The sequence below is a fragment of the Bacillus sp. 1780r2a1 genome (genome assembly GCA_024134725.1).
In the GTDB taxonomy this organism is placed as follows: domain Bacteria; phylum Bacillota; class Bacilli; order Bacillales; family Bacillaceae_H; genus Priestia; species Priestia aryabhattai_A.
In genome coordinates this window covers 898668-916933 of sequence record CP099863.1, presented here as the reverse complement: position 1 = coordinate 916933, position 18266 = coordinate 898668, and the positions used below count along the sequence as shown (strand labels likewise).

Genomic DNA, 18266 nt, shown 5'->3' with positions numbered 1-18266 from the left:
CTGTATATTTGAATCACAACTTGTGAGTCATTGTGTGAGAAATTGCATCGGCACATTTTTTGACAAGCTTAGCATGATGTTCATCTTTATCTTGAGAAACTCGACCCGAAGGTCCTGAAAGTGCTACAGCAGCAACGACTTGCCCATTTTTTCTTACAGGTGCTGCAATACACCTTAATCCAATTTCCCCCTCTTCATTATCAACCGCATAGCCTTGCTCACGAATTTTATGCAGCTCCGCTTCCAAAGCTGTACGAGATGTAAGAGTATGAGAAGTAAAAATTTCAAACGCCAGTTGTTCAATGATTTGATTTTGCACTTCTTCTGACTGATAGGCAAGAATACACTTTCCAATACCGTTTGCATGAATTGCTTTTTTATTCCCTACTTCTGAATGTGTACGCGTGCTATAGTATTCGCCGCTCACAACTTGAGTTGTCACCATTTTGTTATCAGAAATAACTCCCGCATAAATAGTTTCGTTTGTTTGTTGATTCAGCTTCTCCATTGGTGGAACAGAAAACCAGTTTAAATCGTAGCTGTTCCCACCAGATAGCTGAGATAATAGCACAGCAGAAACGCGATAGCGGTGATCGGCTGTTCTTTCAATGAACTCATTTTGTTCAAGTGTACTCACTAAGCGATACATGGTGCTTTTATTATATTGAAGCACATTCATCATTTCAGAAATTGTCATATTCGGCTCTTTTATTAATAAAGAGAAGATATCTAATCCTTTTTTTAATGTACCCACTTCAGACATTTTAAGCTCCTCCTTTAGCCGAATAATAATTTTATTATAATTACGGTATAATTTTTTATCAAATAAAGAAACTCACTTCAATAAAATTCCCTATAAAAGAGAATATCAAACCCTTCTATAATTGGTATTCCACGATTTTTACTAATTAAACAAGAAAGCACTTGAATATTTTTACAGAAATTAGTATTATGTATCTTGTAATGCAAAATAGTAACATTTTTTAACCCACTATCTTATATTACAAGGTAGTTAAGGAGGAACGGTTTGTGTCTTCAACTCAGATGTTAAAAGGAATTTTAGAAGGCTGTTTATTAGCAGTCATTTCAAAAGGTGAAACATATGGATATGAAATGATTGAAAAATTGGAAGCCCACGGTTTTCATATGGTAAGTGAAGGCAGCATTTACCCACTCCTTCTCCGTATGCAAAAAGAACAGCTTATCACAAGCATTATGAAAGCTTCGCCTAATGGTCCAAAACGAAAGTATTATACGTTAACACCGAAAGGACAACAAGAGCTAAAGGACTTTCAAGAACGTTGGAATTTGTTATCACACAGCGTTAATCAGTTAATGAACAACAAAAAATAGAAAGGGGAATGAATATGACGTTATCAAAAGAAAGCACGGATTTTTTACAAAATTTACGCCTTTATTTGTTTTCAAGCGGAAAAAACGAAAGGGAAACAGAAGATATTATTCTTGAGTTATCTCATCATTTATCAGATGCAGAACAAGACGGGAAAAGTGTTCACCACATTATCGGTCAATCCCCAAAAGCATACATGGAAAGCTTATCAAGTGAAATGAAGCCTGACTTAATGGGATGGTTGAAGTACTTGCCAATGATTATTTTAGGCGTATTTGCTTACAGCTTGCTTGGCGATGCCATTCATGGTGATATTGCATATTCTGCCTACACGCTTATTGGCATGCCTATTTTCATCATGGTTATGGTGCTTATTTTGCTAAGTCTCTTTCGTGTTGTGGCAGCTAGACAATTGTCAGGATTAGCTTTGCTCACTCTGTTTATCCCTTACAGTGTCTTATCGATTGGTGGGTTTATTGCGCTTGTATTTCTAGAGAGAAAGGCAGAAATAAAACTTTTTGTTGTTTCTGGTGGCTTGTACTCACTGAGTGGCTTGGTAAGTGCACTAGCAGCAATCACATTCTTAGTAGCCGTATCAGTTTGGTCCAAAACATGGGTGAGCATTTTAATTCCTATTTTGCTTTATTTACCTGAAGTTATTATAGATTTTCTTTCAATATCAGAGTCTACTGGGTTAGTAGTAAGTTCACTAATTTCATACGCCGCAATTAGTGTTTATATGCTCATCGTCATAAAGAAAACCCAAAAACAATCAGTTTAAATAACGGCTCATTTCGAGCCGTTGTTTTCAAATCTCTCTAGCTGATCTAACTTATTTTCTGCTGCTAGTATTTCGCGCTGCCGTTGTCCCAGTAAATCAAAATGAGGGTAGCCTGAACGATTATCAATATATCTAGAAGGAATATTATATTTCTTTCCCCACTGAATGAGCTTTGCTATATCGCTGCAACCTACTTTTGTTACCGTTGTTGCACCCGGAAATCGTTCATCAATCCAATAGTGAGTTAAAAATGCAATTTCTCCTCGATTCACAGCTTCCTTCCATGCATATAACTCTTCACGCTTTAATCCAAATGCCATCGTGTCACCTTTTTCTATCATCTCATTTTCTGTTATATAACATATTTTTATATTATCTATACAATGTATAACAGAATCATATAAATACCTTCTTAGTAAAAAATGTTTCTTTAATAAATAAACCTATCTTTTTATTATCTCAATAAAAAATATCATTAGGTAAAATAACTTTTTTATGATGTAAATAGCCTTTTTTGAGCTTGTTCATATTATGCTACAATTATATCCAATTCTCTTTCATAGTTATCTCTTCTCTAGCTTTTACTTTTTTACCTCTAGAGGAAATGTCGATATTTCTTAGTTTTTGTCATATAATCTAAATTTACTTTTTTTTCTGAAAACAATATAATGACGGTGTACAGGAACATCTATCCAATATGTTCCAAACTTAATTTAAAGGGGGTATTTTCATTGGCGATGAACGGAAGCTCGTTACAAAAAACCGAAGAACAACCTACCTCACCAGACTATACGAAAATTGTTCAATCTCCATCTTTCCAACAGCTCTTAAAAACAAAACGAAATTTCATTTTACCATTATCACTATTTTTCCTAGCTTTTTATTTTACACTACCTATTTTAACAGCTTATTCTAACGTATTAAATCAACCTGCTTTTTTATCAATGACATGGGCATGGGTATTTGCTTTTGCTCAATTTATTATGACGTGGACACTGTGTATTCTTTATACCCGTCGTGCAGCTAAATTTGACGAACTAGTTGAAGTAATTAAAGCTGAAGCTCGCTAAAGAAGGAGGATCTGTTAATGAATGGACTTGCATTTTCACTATTTCTCGTAATTGTTGGATTAACGCTCGTAATCACATACTTAGCTTCTAAACGAACCAAAACTTCCAGTGATTTCTATACGGCTGACGGAAGCTTAACAGGTCTACAAAATGGAATGGCGATTGCTGGAGATTATATGTCTGCCGCATCATTTTTAGGTATCGCAGGAATGGTAGCGCTTTCTGGATTCGATGGTTTCTTTTACAGCATCGGATTTTTAGTTGCTTACCTTGTTGTGTTGTATGTTGTGGCAGAACCACTTCGTAATCTTGGAAAATATACGATGGCTGACATGATTGCTGCACGCTTTGACCAAAAGAAAGTTCGTGGAGTTGCGGCTTTAAATACTATCACGATTTCAATCTTTTATATGATTGCACAGCTTGTAGGCGCAGGCGCACTTATTCATTTATTACTAGGACTTGACTACGTCTACTCTGTTTTAATCGTTGGTATCTTAATGACAATTTACGTGGTATTTGGTGGCATGACAGCAACAAGCTGGGTTCAAATTGCCAAAGCTATTTTATTAATGATCGGGACATTTATTATTTCCGTGATGGTGTTTGCAAAGTTTGATTTTAGCATCGTAAAAATGTTTTCAGAGATGAAGACAGCAACACCTCTTGGCGAAGGCTTTTTAAATCCTGGAAACAAGTTTACCAACCCGCTTGATATGATTTCTTTAAACTTAGCTTTAGTGCTTGGTACTGCAGGATTACCTCATATTCTTATCCGTTTCTTTACGGTAAAAGACGCAATTACAGCAAGAAAATCCGTTATTTATGCAACATGGATTATCGGTGCGTTTTACATTATGACTATCTTCTTAGGATTTGGTGCAGCAGCCTTTGTTGGATACGATGAAATTATTGCGGCAAACTCTGCTGGTAACATGGCAGCTCCGCTATTAGCCCAAGTTTTAGGCGGAGATTTCTTATTTGCTTTTGTATCAGCCGTTGCGTTTGCAACGATTTTAGCAGTTGTTGCGGGGCTCGTTTTATCAGCAGCTTCAGCTTTTGCACATGACTTTTATAGCCATATCGTTCGTCGTGGTGAGGCAACGGAAAAAGAACAGGTTGTTGCGGCACGCTGGGCATCAATCGGTGTATCAATTATCTCCATTATTCTTGCATTATTTGCTCAAAATATGAACGTAGCCTTTTTAGTAGCACTTGCTTTTGCAGTAGCAGCTAGTGCAAACTTACCAATCATTTTGTTTACGATTTTTTGGAAACGATTTAATACTACAGGTGCAGTAACAGGGATGCTTGTAGGCTTACTAAGCTCCCTTATTCTTGTAGCAATTAGTCCTAACGTTTGGTCACCTGAGGCAGGAGCAGCCATCTTTGTTGGGGAACCGCTTATTACGCTCACTAACCCAGGGATCATTTCAATTCCACTTGGATTCTTAGCTGCTATTATCGGTACGCTTGTCTCAAGTGAAAAAGCAGATGCGAAGAAGTTTGATGAAGTATTAGTTAAAGCAAACACAGGCATGGGCATTCAAGGTCCTGTAAAGCATTAATAAACAAAGAAATAGCTCCCTACACAAGGGGAGCTATTTCTTTATGCTTATAGAACTGCAATGATTTTTCCTGTCACGGTACGACTAGCTAACTGTGTTAATGCTTGTGGAATCTCATCTAAAGAGATGGTTTTCTCAACAAGCGGATCTAGCTTCCCTTCTTTCACAAGTTGCAGCATGACATCTCCTATTTCCTTTAGAGCTGTTTGCTCTTGACGATTAGTTGATTGGTGAGCACTGCCTAATGCAACTTGATGAAAAGAAAGTGGATGTGCAAATGAAATGGCGCTATTCACGTCAGGTGGCCCTGCAATAAAAGCGATTTGCCCGTTAAATGCAAGTGCTTCTAGTGATTTATTTGCATTTTCTCTTCCAACCGTTTCCAGCACAGCATGAACACCTAACCCGTTTGTAATGGCAAGCGTTTCTTCCACAAAATTCCCCTCTTTATAATCAATGGCATAATCAGCACCTAGTGATTTTACGTACGCATGATTTTTTTTAGATGCTGTCGTAATGACGGTCAACCCCGCTTGCTTGGCAAGTTGAATCGCAAAACCGCCTACTCCACCAGCTCCCGCATGAATTAAAATAGATTGACCTTTCTCGATATGAAGCTTAGAGAATAGCGCTTGGTATGCGGTATAGCCGGCACAAGGTAACGCTGCCGCCGCTTCAAACGATACGCCTTGTGGGATAACAGATACCGTATGAGCCGTTGTCACAGCATATTCAGCAAAACCACCTTTTTTCGTTAAGTCACCATGATAGACAACACGATCCCCGACTTGAATATCGGTCACATGTGCACCTACTTCTTCAACAATACCCGCTACGTCTAATCCTAAGATATGGGGATATGACCAGCTTGGGTTTCCACCCGTTGCCGTTTTATAATCAACGGGATTAAGAGCAGCAGCTCGTACGCGTACGACTACTTCTCCAGCATCAGGCACAGGCTTTTCACTATCTCTCACCTTCATGTGTTCCCATTGTCCCTTTTCTTCTAAAAGTAAAGCTTTCATCCTAGTATGCTCCTTCTGAATATGTCAGTTCGTAACTATGCGTATAGATTTCAATTAAATTGCCGAATGGATCTTCACAGTACACCATTTTGTAAGGCTTCTCATTTGGATAATACTCACGAATTGGCATACGTTGCTTTCCACCATGAGCAACAATTTTTTCTGTAAGTCCTTCAATGTCAGGGTCTTGAACGCAGAAATGGAAAATGCCTGTTTTCCAAAATTCAAAGTTATTTTCAGGCGTTTCATTTTGAGGAAACTCAAAGATTTCTACACCAATTTTATCTCCTGTTGCTAAATGCGCAATACGAAACTTCCCCCAGCCAGAGCCAAAAACATCTGTACACATTTGTCCAATTGCACTGTCATCTTCTATAATTTCAGATGGCTCCATAATGACGTACCACCCTAGTACTTCCTTATAAAATTTAACGGCTTCGTCCACATTAGGAACAGAAAGCCCGATATGTGAAAACGAACGTGGATATGGTTGATTCATTATTGTTTCCTCCTTCATATTTAAGATTGGTTTCAGTATAATGGAATCGTACATCCATGAATAGACGGCACTTTCGTGTAACCAGGTTACCAAGAAGTAACCTCCTTAACGAATTCAATTAATAGATTATCCAATTGACATCCTTCTATTACATTGCATAAGGAGAGATAACGTTGAAGGCTACTAAATATAATATTCCTGTAGAAGCTACTCTCGAAGTGATTGGAGGGAAATGGAAGGTTGTAATCCTTTGTCATTTGAAAGAGCAAGCTCTTCGATTCAGCGAGCTACAGCGCGTCATTCCAAACATCACAAAAAAAATGCTCTCTCAGCAGCTGAGAGAGTTAGAACATGACGGCATTATTAAACGTACTTTATATGACGAAATACCACCAAAGGTCGTATACTCGTTAACAACTGAAGGGGAAACGCTAAGAGAAGTGTTAAACCTAATGTGTGCTTGGGGAAGCGAACGCATAGCACAAAGCCCAGATGCTATTAATTTGTTTAAGGAATGCTAAAAAAGCTTAGCCTGGTGAGGGCTAAGCTTTTTTTCTATTAAGCTGTTGCTTCTTCGTCTTCGTTTACTTTGCGAAACTTTCGCACATTCAAGCTGAAGACAATAATGGTTAAGATAATAAATACAAGCGCAAATATTCCTAACACGCCTGCTTGGCTCCAAGCAAATCCATAATCATCACCAACCGAAATGATTTCACGGAATCCTCGAATGGCATACGTCATTGGCAAGAATGGATTAATTACTTGGAAAAATTCAGGTACCAACGCTTTCGGGAACGTTCCTGAGCTTCCTCCAATTTGAAGGAGAAGCATGATAAACGTTAAGAACTGCCCTATCTTACCTAAAGCTGTTGTTAAAAATAACACGAGGGTGAAGAATGTTAAGCCTGTAATTATTGTAAACACATAAAATCTCCACACGCTCGTTACGTGTAAATCAAGTCCCCACAGCAGTACTGTTGCTACGAGAATTGATTGAAAAACAGCCATAAAGGCAATTACGCTAAACTTACTTAAGAACCATGCCAAACCAGACGTCGGCGTAATGGCTGGGTCTTTTAATGAATAAACAGAAGAGAACATCAACGCTCCTGCAAATAATCCAATACATAAGATATACGGTGTTAAGCCCACTCCATACTTATCAACATTGTTCTGTTTGTCATCTTGTAAGTCAGTTGGACTAGCAAACATGCTGTACGTTTTATCATTTGGATTCACTTCTTTGGCATCATTTGCCCCTTCTTGTAGAGAGGAATGAAGCTCACTTGTACCTTCTGCTAATTCAGAAGATCCATCATAAAGCTTACCAGAGCCTTCTTCTAACTCTTTTGTACCGCTAACAAGCTGAGAACCACCTTTGTCTAATTCACCTAAGCCGCTCACCAAGTCTTTTGTTCCTTCAGCAAGCTTGTTTGCACCTTCGCTTGCTTCCCCTAACTTGTTATTAAATGTTGTAAAATTTTTATTAAATTCTTCTTGACCACTTGCTAGCTTAGTCGCACCATTTGATAGTTCTGTGACTCCACTTTGAATTTGTTTACTAGCGTCTGATAGATCAGTCACTGCGCCCTGAATTTGTCCACCGGCTGCTGATAACTCTTTCAGGCCATCTGCTAGCACTTGAACTTGATCAACCTGCGCTTTTAATTCATTCACTTGAGCCTGCTGCTGCTCCATAAATTGTTCAGAAGAAAGTTTTGTAATTTCATCAATAAGCTTTTGCTTTTCTTCATCTGGAATATTTTCATTTTCGTTAATAGAATTTACAATTTGCTGTTGTCTAGTATCAAACGCTTCTTGAGCTGAATCAATTTTTTCTTTCACTGCGTTAATTTCTTGCTTCTTTTGCTCAATTTTCTTAGCAACTTCATTTACTTTTGTATTTGCTTCGTTTAAGCCACTTACGAATTCAGGAAGTTTTTGCTCTAGCTGATTTAAACCACCTACAAAAGCAGGAAGTTTTCCTTCTAACTGATTTAAGCCGTCATCGATGGCTACTGCTCCACCTTTTAGCTCTCCAGAAGCCGTTTCTAATTTCCCACCAGCATCTGTTAGCTCACCTAATCCACTTGCTAGCTTAACTTGATTTTCATTAATAGTTTTAGCACCTTTATTGGCATCGCTAATACCACTTGCTAATTTTGTTACGCCTTCTTCAAAAGTAACAGTGCTATCAGCTAACTTTTTTAGATTATCACGAAGCGTTTTAGAACCATCTTCAATTTTGCCAGCACCATCGCTTGCTTCTTGAAGGCCATCTGCTACCTCTTTAAAACTATCAAACACAGTTTCTGCATACTGCTTTGTTACTTCTTCTTTAATTTGTTCATTTATTTTTGTTACTGCATTTGAACCAATCTGCGCGCCGGAGTAGTTTTTACCAGCGTTCGTATGATAGACAAACTTCATTTTCTTTGGATCTTCATCCATTAAAGTTGTTGCGTTTTCAGAGAAATTCCTTGGCAGTTCTAGGACGAGGTAATATTTTTCATCCTTTAAGCCTTCTAGCGCTTCTTCTTTATTCGTAAAACGCCAGTCAAACGTATCGTTATCCTTTAAATTTTCAACAAAATCATCACCGACGTGAAGTTCTTTCCCATCTAAAGTAGCGCCTTTGTCTTCATTGACAACCGCTACAGGAATTTGATCTGTTTTTCCATATGGATCCCAATAAGCTGATAAAAAAATCACATTATATAAGAACGGAACAAATAATAAGCCAACAATAATTAAAATATTCATCGGCTTTGAAATAATTGATTTCCATTCTCCCTTCAGCATATTCATCGTTAAATCCCCCAATAGCTTTTCAGTTAAATCGACCGTTTGACCAAAAAACAAATACGGTCATTAAGTTCTGATTAATGTTATCATACTCACAAACAGTAGGTCAATTATAATTTAAAATATTTTTCTTCATATTTAATATAGAAATTGAATTTCTATATACTTTTTGTTATCGACTATCATTTTATTCCCTGTTTAAACATAAAAACGCATCAATCGATGCGTTTTTATGTTTCATTAATTTGTGAGATTTATAAACATATCTTCTGCCTTGGGTTCTTTTTTAATTAAACCGGAATCCTTTAACCACTTCGCCGTTTCTTCCCAAGACTTCGCTGTCTGACTGCCAAACCCTTCAGCTGATTCCATCTTTGGAAGCAAGATATCAAGGCTTTGCTTTTCTACTCCTTCCACTAATGGAAAGTTCGCTTTGTCTTGATTGCTTAATAAAATGTCAAGAGCTTCATCCGGATGTTCATTCATAAACTCATAGCCCTTTGTTGCTGCTTTCCAAAACGCGCGAATAGATTCTTCATCTGTGTCCCATGTACGATCGCTCGTTACTGCTACTAGCTCATAATAATTAGGAACACCATAATCTGTTGGGTTAAAGTAGCGCGTATCATACCCTTTGTCTTTCAAAACAGGAACTTCGTGATTAATATATGCACCGATTACCGCGTCGACTTTTTTCGTTACAACTGAAGATCCTAATTCAAAGCCTACGTCAGCCATTTTAACCTTGTCCGGATTCCCTCCATCTGTTTTAATCATCTTTTTCAGCAGCGCTTCATTTAAAGGAATTCCTGTATATCCCACTGTCTTTCCTTCTAAATCTTTTGGACGCTTAACAGGACTTTCATCCAAAAAGACAACGTGATTTAATGGAGAACGAACAATCGCTCCTACTGACTTTACGGGAACATTTTCGTTAGCCCTTGCCATTACGACATCTGGCTGATAGTAAAATCCTAACGTAATTTTACCTGTCGCTGCTAAGTTTAACGGATCAGTTGGATTGGCTGGATATTGAATGTCTACTTTTACACCTTCCTCTTCAAAATAGCCTTTTTCTTGTGCAACGTATAAAAAGCTATGTACAGCATTTGGATACCAATCCAACATTACCGATATTTCTTTTAATTCTTTCTTATGAGTTGCTGAACTTGTTTCATCTTTACTACAAGCAGTCGTTACTACTAAAAGCAGCAGTGATAAACTAACTAGCCATTTTTTCATTTAGCTTTCCTCCATTTTAGTGATCTACGTTCAATCCATGTAATGCCAATAAAAGAGATGATGCCAATAAGAGATAACACAACGATTGGAGCGAATACACCGGCTCCATCAAACTGTGTCATCATTCGTCGACTGAAATAACCTAAACCTGCTTGTGCACCGAGCCACTCACCGATAGCAGCTCCAATAACGCTTAAGGTTACCGCTACCTTTAAGCCTGAATAAAAATGAGGTAAAGCGGCTGGTACGCTTAGCTTCATAAAAAGGTCTCGCTTGGTCGCTCCCATCGTTTTTAAAAGTTCAACGTGTTCACGTCTCGTTGAGCGAAGACCATCAAACGTGTTCACGGTAATAGGAAAAAATGTAATTAAGACCGTTACCACTACTTTGCTCCAGATGGAATAGCCAAACCAAAGTACAAAAATAGGCGCTAACGCTATGATTGGAATAGTTTGTGAAGCTACTAAAATAGGATAGATAGCCCGCTCGATGGTTTTGTTGTTATTCATCCAAGTTGCAACTAAGACGCCTACAACAATCGAAATAGCTAAACCTATTAAAATAATCAGTAACGTTGAAGGTAAATGTTCAATGAAAAGCACTTCCTTTAGCTCCCATATTCTCACACACACTTCAACTGGAGATGGTAAAATAAAGGGCATTCCCACAATATAAGCGGTAACCTGCCAAATAATTAGTAATACGAACGTTAAAACAATAGGTAAGCTCCACTCTTGTATCCTTTTCATGCATCCACCTTCATCCTGAGCTCTTGCATTAGTTGGTGCTTCAGCTTTACAATCTCTGGTCGATCTATGTCCTGCAGAGCTCTTGGTCTTTCAAGAGGTACCTTCACTTGTTTAAATCCCTTTAAAGGTTGCTTATCAAAGATAAAAATACGGTCTGATAAGAACAACGCTTCCTGCACATCATGCGTGATAAACAAAATGGTTTGATTACGCTTTTGCCACTGCTCAAGGAGCCACTCCTGCATGGATAGACGAGTAATAGCATCCAAAGCACTGAACGGTTCGTCCAGCAAAAGCACGTTCGAGCCACTCAGTACCGTGCGTAGGAATGAAACACGCTGCTTCATTCCTCCTGATAAATCAGATGGAAACCTCTGTTCATATCCTTTTAAACCAAATTCACTGAGCAGTTCTTTTGCTTGTATATACGCTTCGTCTTTTGGTACCCCTTTTAACTCTAAAGGCAAAGCAGCGTTATCTAGAATGGTCCTCCAAGGTAAAAGAAGATCTTCTTGAGGCATGTATCCCACATGCCCAAAGCGATTGTGGTGCTGCTGATTATTAATTAAAATTCGTCCCGCCTGCTCTATCTCTAACCCGGTAATAAGGCGAAATAACGTGCTCTTTCCGGAACCGCTTGCGCCGACAATGCTTACAAATTCTCCTTCTTCAATATCAAAATTAAGAGATTCCAAGATCGCTCCTCTGCTTTCTTCATATGAAAAAGTCACCGTTTCAAACTCCAAAGCCTTTTTATACATGAACAGGCCACATCGCTTTTTCGTAAGCCATATCCCAGAATAAGTATTCAAAGCGCGTCGTATTAATAAAAATTTCTTCTAACTTAGTAAGATCTGCTTCTGATTTTCCTTCTGCTAGTTGATCCATTAAATCAATACACCAAGTCGCCAGTTCACCAAATTCAGCTGAGCTGTACATATCAATCCATTCACTATAAAGTTCATGCTTTGCACCAGGCTTGGTGCGAAGCTCTTTTCCAATCTCCCAATAGCTCCACATGCAAGGCAGGAGTGCCGCAACAAGTTCCGCTAAGGTTCCGTTTTGAGAAACATGAAGCATGTAGTGCGTGTAAGCAAGCGTTGTTGGAGCTGCCTCTGCTGTTTCTAACTCTTCAGGGGTAATTAAAAAACGCTTTGCATATTGTCTATGTAACTCCATCTCTTCATTCATTGTTGAATGTAATAACGCTGCAAATTTCCCCATTGTTTGAACATCTGTTGCTTTTACTGCTCCAAGAGCAAACAGCTTCGCATAGTCAATCAAATACACGTAATCTTGCACCATATAAAAGCGAAACTTATCTTGTTCTAACGTTCCTTCTCCCATTCCTTTTACAAAAGGATGCTCATGCGTTTGCTTCCAAATCGGCTTTACTTTTTCATACAAACGTTCACTAAATTTCATTTTGCATTCTCCTTTTTTGTATGTAGCCATTCATAAATAAATTGAACCATCACTTTCGTGTAATCAAGCAATTGATTAACAGATAGCTTTTCATTAACAGAGTGAGCCTCCGTTAAGTCTCCTGGACCATAAATAGCTGTAGCTATACCTGCATCAGCTAGCCAGCCACCGTCCGTAACCGTTGGCGAAACGTTGATATGCGCTTCTTTCATTGTTACTTCTCTATGAGCACCGACTAACGAGTGAACTGCTGGATGATTTTTATCTACTTCAAATGCAGGGAAAATTTCTCCTCTATCTTCAATCATTGATGTGCCTCCCCACTTAAACGTTGGAGGATTTTCTCTTAGCCACGGATCTGCTTTTGCAACCTGTAACAGATAGTCTTCTACTTCTTTCATTACCTCTTCATATGATTCATTTGGATAATAATGAACGGTCACCCACAGCCTGCATTCGTCTGCGATAAAGGCTGCGTTGCGGCCACCTTCAATAACAGCTGGATTGATTGTATTTGTTCCAACCGGAAAACCGGGATAGCTTTTGACAACAGCCCAGTGGCGCTCAAGCTCCTGCAGTGCACCAATTAATTTCGCCATTTTTTCAATTGCACTGGCTCCTAATAAGCCGCCCCCTGCATGAATCATTTGCCTTCTTGTGGCATCATGATATGTTTGCTTACTTTTCACGGTTATCCACCCCGTAATGACTCCACCTTGACCTTGGATTTGCAGCTCACTTGTATCAACCACAATCGCAAAGTCTGCACTGTATCCTCGCTTGCAGCATTCAAGGGTCCCAGCTTCTCCAACCTCTTCCCCGATAACCGATTGAAAGGTTAAATCCCCCGGAAATTCCATTCCAGCTTCACGTAGAAGCTTAATGGCAAACAGCGCTCCAGCGAGTCCACCTTTCATATCAGCAACGCCTCTCCCCATTATGAATCCTTCTTCAAATTTCGTTTGGAAAGGACTTATATCCCATGCTTCGCCTTCGTTGACTGCCGCAACATCAATATGTCCATTAATAATTAAACTCTGATATTCGCTTTGATTTGTTCCTTTTAACGTTCCTACAACGTTAGGATCATTTGGGTACACGTCCCACATATCAATTTCAAAACCATAGCTTTCCAACAGCTCTGCAATATATATCTGCGCTTCTTTTGTATTACGTGCAGGTGGTGCTGGTGTTTTATACGAGACGAGCTTGGTCAAAAGCTCAATAAGTTCATCTTGTCTAGTATCCACCTGCTCTACCACATCTGTAATGTTCATACTAATCCCCTCCCTCTAAACCACATAAAAAAGCGCTTCTTTTCATAGAAAAGAAGCGCTTGAATATACACATATATCCCTTTTACATCCTGTAAAAGTCCATAGATGTAGCACACAATACCTCTTTCCTACGCTAGTATTACCTAGTTCAGGTTATAAGGGTTAAGACCATGTCTCTCTCAGCTTCAAAAAGCACCCCTAGTGGTTTAATAATGACTATTTATTTGTAAAGCTATCTGATTATTATCTCTATTAGTTGTACCACACTACCTCATATACTTCAATATAATTTACAGAATTCCAATTTGACCTCTACACTAATAAAAGAGCTATGTTTAACCTTTCATAGAAAATTGAGAACCCTGCCGATTATACAAAACTAGGGACAAGCTATTGGAATTAAGATTTCCGGCTTTTGTATGCTTACTTCTTTTGGCAAGTTGGACAGTAATACAACCGCCTCGAAGCAGCAGGAATTTTTTGAATTTCCGTTCCATCTATTCGACACGCTTCTCCCTCTCGGTTAAATACCCAGTGTCGATAAGCAGAGCGTTTTACTCCTTTTTCCTTTAACTTTTCAACTAAAGACAAATCGTTTGTAATCCCCCCCGTTTCATACGACTGCTGCATTAGCAAAATTGTTGCTTCCGCAGCTTTTTTAATCTGCTTTTCTGTACAATCACAAGGTCGCTTATCCGGGTGAATACCTGCTAAAAACAGGATCTCACTGCGCAAATAATTCCCAATGCCCGCTACAAAGCTCTGGTCAAGCAATAGAGACGTCCATTTTCGGCGATAAAATGCTTTGCTTGTAAAACGTTCAATTAAGTCCTCTACGCTCACTTGTTCACTTAAGATGTCTGGTCCGACTCTCGAAACAAACGGATGAGCAGGAACTTCTTCATCAAGCAGCACTTCGATATCCGATGCGCTATACAAAAGAGCTGATTTTTGCTCGTTGTGAATGGCTAAGCGGAGCTGCCGATTTGTTTTTGGATACTGATACGCCTTTCTGATATACCATTTACCGTAGAGCTGATTATGTGAATAAATCGTATATCCATTATCAAAGCGAATAAGCATTGCTTTCCCTTTTGTATCAACTCTCTTAACCGATGCTCCCGTAAGCATGCTTTCGTATTTTTTTAATGCTTCAAACGCAAACCATACTTCTCCTACAGGCCTAGAAGTAATCGCTCTTTGTACTTCATCTGCTGCTCTTCGAATTTCTGGCCCTTCCGGCATATTAACATCTCCTTTACTCTCTTACTTTTTCTATTTTTATTAGGTTTTAAAGAAAATTCAAGAATGAGTAGGCTTGAAAGCACATTTAAAATAGACAGTTATTTTTCCTTTCCCTACACTAATGGAATATCTACATCTAAACGGTCAAAACTAACAACAACACATATATTTATAAAGGAGTATACTATGAGTACATTTTTACCATTATCCGCTTCTGAAATGGCTGCGATTTGGCAACAGTACATGAATGATAAAGCTGTCTCATGCACGTTACTACACTTTCTGCGCCATGTGGATGATCAAGAAATTGAGCAGTCATTAAAAGCTACTCAGCATATTATTGAACGAAATCTAGACGTTTTAAGCGCATTGTTTTTAAAAGAAAACATGCCAATTCCGCTTGGATTTAATGAAGAAGATTTACATGTTGACGCTCCTAGACTCTTTTCGGATTCGTTTTATTTACTATATTTAAAGCATGTTTCCAATTTGCTGTTATTATCCGCTACATATGGAGTAGACATTGCAAAACGTGAAGACATTCGGACTTTTTTCAGAAAACTGCTGCTATTAGCCGAGCAGTTAAACCAACAGGTAACCGACTTACTTTTAGCCAAAAAAGTATATATTCAGCTCCCGCCAATCCCTATTGCAGACTCTTCTGATATGGCTGGAAAAGAAATGTTTTTGGGTCACTTTTTTGATGAAAAAAGACCGCTTACTGTCATTGAGATATCACATCTCATTTCAAATATTGAAACGAATCTAATCGCAAAAGATTTGCTACTTGGCTTTGCACAGACAGCAACTTCTGAAGATATTAAAGCATTTTTACTAAAAGGACGTCATATAATGCAGGCTCATATTGAACAGCTGTCTGAGCCACTGATGGTTGAAAACATTCCCATCATCATGGAATGGGATTATGGAGTTGAAAAATCTGCTGTACCACCTTTTTCAGAAAAGCTCATGATGTTTCACGTATCAGCAATGGTATCGGAAAGCGTTCGAAACTACGGCATGTCTATGGCCACTAATCCAAGGCTTGATTTATCCGCTAAATATACAAAGTTTACAAATGAAATCTTACAATTTGCTGAAGAAACATCCCGCATTAGTATTGAGCAAGGCTGGCTTGAAGAGCCTCCTCACATCCCATTTCCAAAAATACATTTAGAGCCGTAAAAAAGTGGAGCTAATGCTAGCTCCACTTTCTTAATGACTTACCTGTTCAATTACCTCCTGTAGTGACTTCTCTTTCATGGAAGCAATACGTAAATGATACGTTTCAAAAGTCAAATGTGCAGACAGACGATTCGGTACGATTACACATTGTAAACCTGCTGCGATAGCGGCTTTTGCACCGTTTGCAGAATCTTCAAAAGCAATGGCTTCAGAAGGATGTACGCCTAACTTTTCAACTGTTTGCTTATAAAGAGCCGGGTCTGGCTTAACTTTTTCCACGTCATCACGCGTTTGCATCACTTCAAAATGATCAAGGAGATCTAATTCCTTTAAAAACGACGTCACCCACGCACGGTCTGAACTGCTGGCTAAACCAATTTTCAGACCTAATTCTTTCGCTTCTTTTAAATACTCCAGAACACCTTCACGAGCTGCCAGCTGCTTCATTTTTTCTTGATGACGTTTTAACGACTCCTTCGCAATCTCGTCCTTCGTTAATTCACGACCAAACTGCTCATATAAAAAGTCGTAGAGCGCTGTAGTATCTGTTCCTATATAAGACGCAAACTCTTCAATTTTTAAATGTACGCCACGAGGTTCTAACATATCGCAATACACTTCATACCAAACTGATTCTGTATCTACAATTAATCCATCAAAGTCAAATACAATTGCTTTAATCATCTTTCATACCGCCTTTATACCTCAATTCTAGTTAATATCCTATCACGTTCTTCTGAGTAGAGCTACAAGTATACGCTTTACCTAGCACATCCGCATATGGATATGATTCACATCTTCTTATTTCTTTACGCTCAACTTTTTATATTAGACTAAAAGTATAAAAAATGAGAAATCATTTGCTCTTTTTCATCTCTTCAGAAGGAGGAACGAAAATGAAACAAGAAGGAATTCCGGTGACTGAGATACCAAAATTCCAAACGTGTTCAGAAGAATTTTTTCTGATTAATTGATACAAAGAAATGTTTAGCAATCCTTTTACTCTAGACATTCATCGTTCTACAAATAAAAAGCATTGAATATTTGGAAATGGCCCTCACTTTCGCTTAGGTGCTCAGCTGGTACGACTTGAAATGCAAGTGGCGCTAGAAGCTTTTATTCAGAGATTTTCGAGAAACGAAGCCGCTTCAGATTTTATATTAGAAGACAATCTAACCGCTTCGGGAACGGACCAAACGTTCGTCCGCCTACCAATCAAAGTATAAGGCTAACTAAAAAGCCGCGCTCTCACCGGAGCGCGGCTTCTCTTATTTTTTAGCAATAATTAAAACCGATTCTGCTTGAAACGATTGAATACTTGTGCCGTCTGTTTGAATATGAAAGAACGCTTTCAATTCACTTGAAGCACTCAGCATCTTCCCTGTGAGTTCTTGCTTATCGTTTTGAGGTACTTTCATCATTTCACACCAATCATCAAACAGAAATGTTTTTGGAAAGCGCGTCATTAGCTCAATTGTAAAGCCCGCTTCCTCTAACATTTTAAACCACTCTGTTTTTTTATAAGCACGATGATGACTAGGATCTCGCTTCTTTTCCACTTCGTTATAAAAAGCATCATGCGCATCACTTTCTGGCGCCACGTTATCGACAACTATAAACGCTCCATCCTTTTTTAATACCCGAGCCGATTCATTCACAAAGCTTTGCACATCTGTAAAATGATGAGGAGCAATTCGGCATGTTACAAGATTAAACGCTTCGTCTAAGAACGGTAATTTCTCAGCTTCCCCCTGCACAAACGATACGTTCTCATGACCGTTACTTTTAATAAATTCTTCTGCATGAAGAAGCATTTGTGGAGTAAGGTCAAAAGCTACTACCTCATCAAATAAACCGGCAAGCTTATTAGCCACGTGACCTCCACCCGTTGCGATATCCAATGCTTTTTCTCCCGCATAATCAGCCGCTGCTTCTGCTAAGAAAATTAAATCAGCTCCCTTGGAATGGCCTTTGCTTTTCACATAGTTTTTAGCATTACTGCCAAATTGACTCACCACTAGCTCTTTTTCATGATTCATCT

At 38.6% G+C, this 18266-nt stretch carries 19 protein-coding genes and 1 riboswitch; of the genes, 6 read left to right on the top strand and 13 right to left on the bottom strand.

The genetic code is table 11. The features are described 5' to 3' along the window. Positions 1 to 13 precede the first annotated feature (13 nt). On the bottom strand, positions 14 to 763 hold the full coding sequence (locus tag NIZ91_04720; protein USY55964.1) for an IclR family transcriptional regulator: 750 nt from the start codon (positions 761 to 763) through the stop codon (positions 14 to 16). 266 nt (positions 764 to 1029) lie between these two features. On the opposite strand from NIZ91_04720, the gene NIZ91_04715 reads away from it, so the two are divergent. Together NIZ91_04715 and NIZ91_04710 are read left to right on the top strand one after the other, a co-directional pair. Beyond that, a complete protein-coding gene (locus NIZ91_04715; GenBank protein USY55963.1) occupies positions 1030 to 1353 on the top strand; it encodes a PadR family transcriptional regulator in 324 nt (107 codons plus the stop codon). A 14-nt stretch (positions 1354 to 1367) separates the two neighbouring features. Then, on the top strand, positions 1368 to 2132 hold the full coding sequence (locus tag NIZ91_04710) for a hypothetical protein (protein ID USY55962.1): 765 nt from the start codon (positions 1368 to 1370) through the stop codon (positions 2130 to 2132). 8 nt (positions 2133 to 2140) lie between these two features. Here the strand turns inward: NIZ91_04710 and NIZ91_04705 are convergent, their stop codons facing one another. Continuing rightward, positions 2141 to 2452, bottom strand: coding sequence for a hypothetical protein (locus NIZ91_04705; protein ID USY55961.1), 312 nt, complete (start codon positions 2450 to 2452; stop codon positions 2141 to 2143). Positions 2453 to 2863: 411 nt separating this feature from the next. On the opposite strand from NIZ91_04705, the gene NIZ91_04700 reads away from it, so the two are divergent. Next, the gene (locus tag NIZ91_04700) at positions 2864 to 3202 is read left to right on the top strand and encodes a DUF485 domain-containing protein (GenBank protein USY55960.1); all 339 of its coding nucleotides are present in this window, start codon (positions 2864 to 2866) and stop codon (positions 3200 to 3202) included. 17 nt (positions 3203 to 3219) lie between these two features. Further along, on the top strand, positions 3220 to 4770 hold the full coding sequence (locus NIZ91_04695; protein ID USY55959.1) for a cation acetate symporter: 1551 nt from the start codon (positions 3220 to 3222) through the stop codon (positions 4768 to 4770). A 47-nt stretch (positions 4771 to 4817) separates the two neighbouring features. On the opposite strand, the gene NIZ91_04690 is transcribed toward NIZ91_04695, so the two are convergent. Next, positions 4818 to 5795, bottom strand: a complete 978-nt coding sequence (locus NIZ91_04690; GenBank protein ID USY55958.1) for a zinc-binding dehydrogenase — start codon at positions 5793 to 5795, stop codon at positions 4818 to 4820. 1 nt (position 5796) lies between these two features. Then, positions 5797 to 6294 carry a lactoylglutathione lyase family protein gene (locus tag NIZ91_04685; protein USY55957.1) on the bottom strand — a complete coding sequence of 166 codons (498 nt, stop codon included), beginning with the start codon at positions 6292 to 6294 and terminating at the stop codon, positions 5797 to 5799. Between the two features lie 173 nt (positions 6295 to 6467). Between NIZ91_04685 and NIZ91_04680 the strand changes: the two genes are divergently transcribed. After that, the gene (locus NIZ91_04680; GenBank protein USY55956.1) at positions 6468 to 6815 is read left to right on the top strand and encodes a helix-turn-helix transcriptional regulator; all 348 of its coding nucleotides are present in this window, start codon (positions 6468 to 6470) and stop codon (positions 6813 to 6815) included. Between the two features lie 37 nt (positions 6816 to 6852). Here NIZ91_04680 and NIZ91_04675 read toward each other — a convergent pair whose 3' ends face one another. The 7 genes from NIZ91_04675 to nei form a co-directional block, all read right to left on the bottom strand. Then, positions 6853 to 9105 (bottom strand): YhgE/Pip domain-containing protein, encoded by a 2253-nt coding sequence (locus tag NIZ91_04675; GenBank protein USY55955.1) that lies wholly within the window; start codon positions 9103 to 9105, stop codon positions 6853 to 6855. Between the two features lie 237 nt (positions 9106 to 9342). After that, positions 9343 to 10344: an ABC transporter substrate-binding protein gene (locus tag NIZ91_04670; GenBank protein ID USY55954.1), complete on the bottom strand. Its 1002-nt coding sequence runs from the start codon at positions 10342 to 10344 to the stop codon at positions 9343 to 9345. Continuing rightward, on the bottom strand, positions 10341 to 11093 hold the full coding sequence (locus tag NIZ91_04665; protein ID USY55953.1) for an ABC transporter permease: 753 nt from the start codon (positions 11091 to 11093) through the stop codon (positions 10341 to 10343). Before NIZ91_04665 ends, NIZ91_04670 begins: the two co-directional genes overlap by 4 nt. Beyond that, a complete protein-coding gene (locus tag NIZ91_04660) occupies positions 11090 to 11854 on the bottom strand; it encodes an ABC transporter ATP-binding protein (GenBank protein ID USY55952.1) in 765 nt (254 codons plus the stop codon). The genes NIZ91_04665 and NIZ91_04660 overlap by 4 nt, the downstream gene beginning before the upstream one ends. Further along, on the bottom strand, positions 11847 to 12518 hold the full coding sequence (gene tenA / locus NIZ91_04655; GenBank protein ID USY55951.1) for a thiaminase II: 672 nt from the start codon (positions 12516 to 12518) through the stop codon (positions 11847 to 11849). The genes NIZ91_04660 and tenA overlap by 8 nt, the downstream gene beginning before the upstream one ends. Further along, entirely contained in the window at positions 12515 to 13795 is a 1281-nt protein-coding gene (locus tag NIZ91_04650) for an acetylornithine deacetylase (GenBank protein USY55950.1), read from the bottom strand. The genes tenA and NIZ91_04650 overlap by 4 nt, the downstream gene beginning before the upstream one ends. A 108-nt stretch (positions 13796 to 13903) precedes the next feature. Beyond that, a riboswitch (TPP riboswitch) is annotated at positions 13904 to 14005 on the bottom strand. A 213-nt stretch (positions 14006 to 14218) separates the two neighbouring features. Next, positions 14219 to 15040: an endonuclease VIII gene (gene nei, locus NIZ91_04645; GenBank protein ID USY55949.1), complete on the bottom strand. Its 822-nt coding sequence runs from the start codon at positions 15038 to 15040 to the stop codon at positions 14219 to 14221. A gap of 186 nt (positions 15041 to 15226) precedes the next feature. On the opposite strand from nei, the gene NIZ91_04640 reads away from it, so the two are divergent. Continuing rightward, positions 15227 to 16225: a DUF3231 family protein gene (locus NIZ91_04640; GenBank protein ID USY55948.1), complete on the top strand. Its 999-nt coding sequence runs from the start codon at positions 15227 to 15229 to the stop codon at positions 16223 to 16225. 30 nt (positions 16226 to 16255) lie between these two features. Here the strand turns inward: NIZ91_04640 and NIZ91_04635 are convergent, their stop codons facing one another. After that, positions 16256 to 16909 (bottom strand): HAD family hydrolase, encoded by a 654-nt coding sequence (locus NIZ91_04635; protein USY55947.1) that lies wholly within the window; start codon positions 16907 to 16909, stop codon positions 16256 to 16258. 584 nt (positions 16910 to 17493) lie between these two features. After that, complete coding sequence (locus NIZ91_04630) at positions 17494 to 18264, bottom strand: class I SAM-dependent methyltransferase (GenBank protein USY55946.1); 771 nt, start codon at positions 18262 to 18264, stop codon at positions 17494 to 17496. Positions 18265 to 18266: the final 2 nt, after the last annotated feature.

Bases quoted from the DNA above. Each gene is read 5' to 3' on its own strand.
- NIZ91_04720 (USY55964.1), bottom strand. From the start codon at position 763: ATGTCTGAAGTGGGTACATTAAAAAAAGGATTAGATATCTTCTCTTTA.
- NIZ91_04710 (USY55962.1), top strand. From the start codon at position 1,368: ATGACGTTATCAAAAGAAAGCACGGATTTTTTACAAAATTTACGCCTT.
- NIZ91_04705 (USY55961.1), bottom strand. From the start codon at position 2,452: ATGGCATTTGGATTAAAGCGTGAAGAGTTATATGCATGGAAGGAAGCT.
- NIZ91_04695 (USY55959.1), top strand. From the start codon at position 3,220: ATGAATGGACTTGCATTTTCACTATTTCTCGTAATTGTTGGATTAACG.
- NIZ91_04690 (USY55958.1), bottom strand. From the start codon at position 5,795: ATGAAAGCTTTACTTTTAGAAGAAAAGGGACAATGGGAACACATGAAG.
- NIZ91_04685 (USY55957.1), bottom strand. From the start codon at position 6,294: ATGAATCAACCATATCCACGTTCGTTTTCACATATCGGGCTTTCTGTT.
- NIZ91_04675 (USY55955.1), bottom strand. From the start codon at position 9,105: ATGAATATGCTGAAGGGAGAATGGAAATCAATTATTTCAAAGCCGATG.
- NIZ91_04670 (USY55954.1), bottom strand. From the start codon at position 10,344: ATGAAAAAATGGCTAGTTAGTTTATCACTGCTGCTTTTAGTAGTAACG.
- NIZ91_04665 (USY55953.1), bottom strand. From the start codon at position 11,093: ATGAAAAGGATACAAGAGTGGAGCTTACCTATTGTTTTAACGTTCGTA.
- NIZ91_04660 (USY55952.1), bottom strand. From the start codon at position 11,854: ATGTATAAAAAGGCTTTGGAGTTTGAAACGGTGACTTTTTCATATGAA.
- tenA (USY55951.1), bottom strand. From the start codon at position 12,518: ATGAAATTTAGTGAACGTTTGTATGAAAAAGTAAAGCCGATTTGGAAG.
- NIZ91_04650 (USY55950.1), bottom strand. From the start codon at position 13,795: ATGAACATTACAGATGTGGTAGAGCAGGTGGATACTAGACAAGATGAA.
- nei (USY55949.1), bottom strand. From the start codon at position 15,040: ATGCCGGAAGGGCCAGAAATTCGAAGAGCAGCAGATGAAGTACAAAGA.
- NIZ91_04640 (USY55948.1), top strand. From the start codon at position 15,227: ATGAGTACATTTTTACCATTATCCGCTTCTGAAATGGCTGCGATTTGG.
- NIZ91_04635 (USY55947.1), bottom strand. From the start codon at position 16,909: ATGATTAAAGCAATTGTATTTGACTTTGATGGATTAATTGTAGATACA.
- NIZ91_04630 (USY55946.1), bottom strand. From the start codon at position 18,264: ATGAATCATGAAAAAGAGCTAGTGGTGAGTCAATTTGGCAGTAATGCT.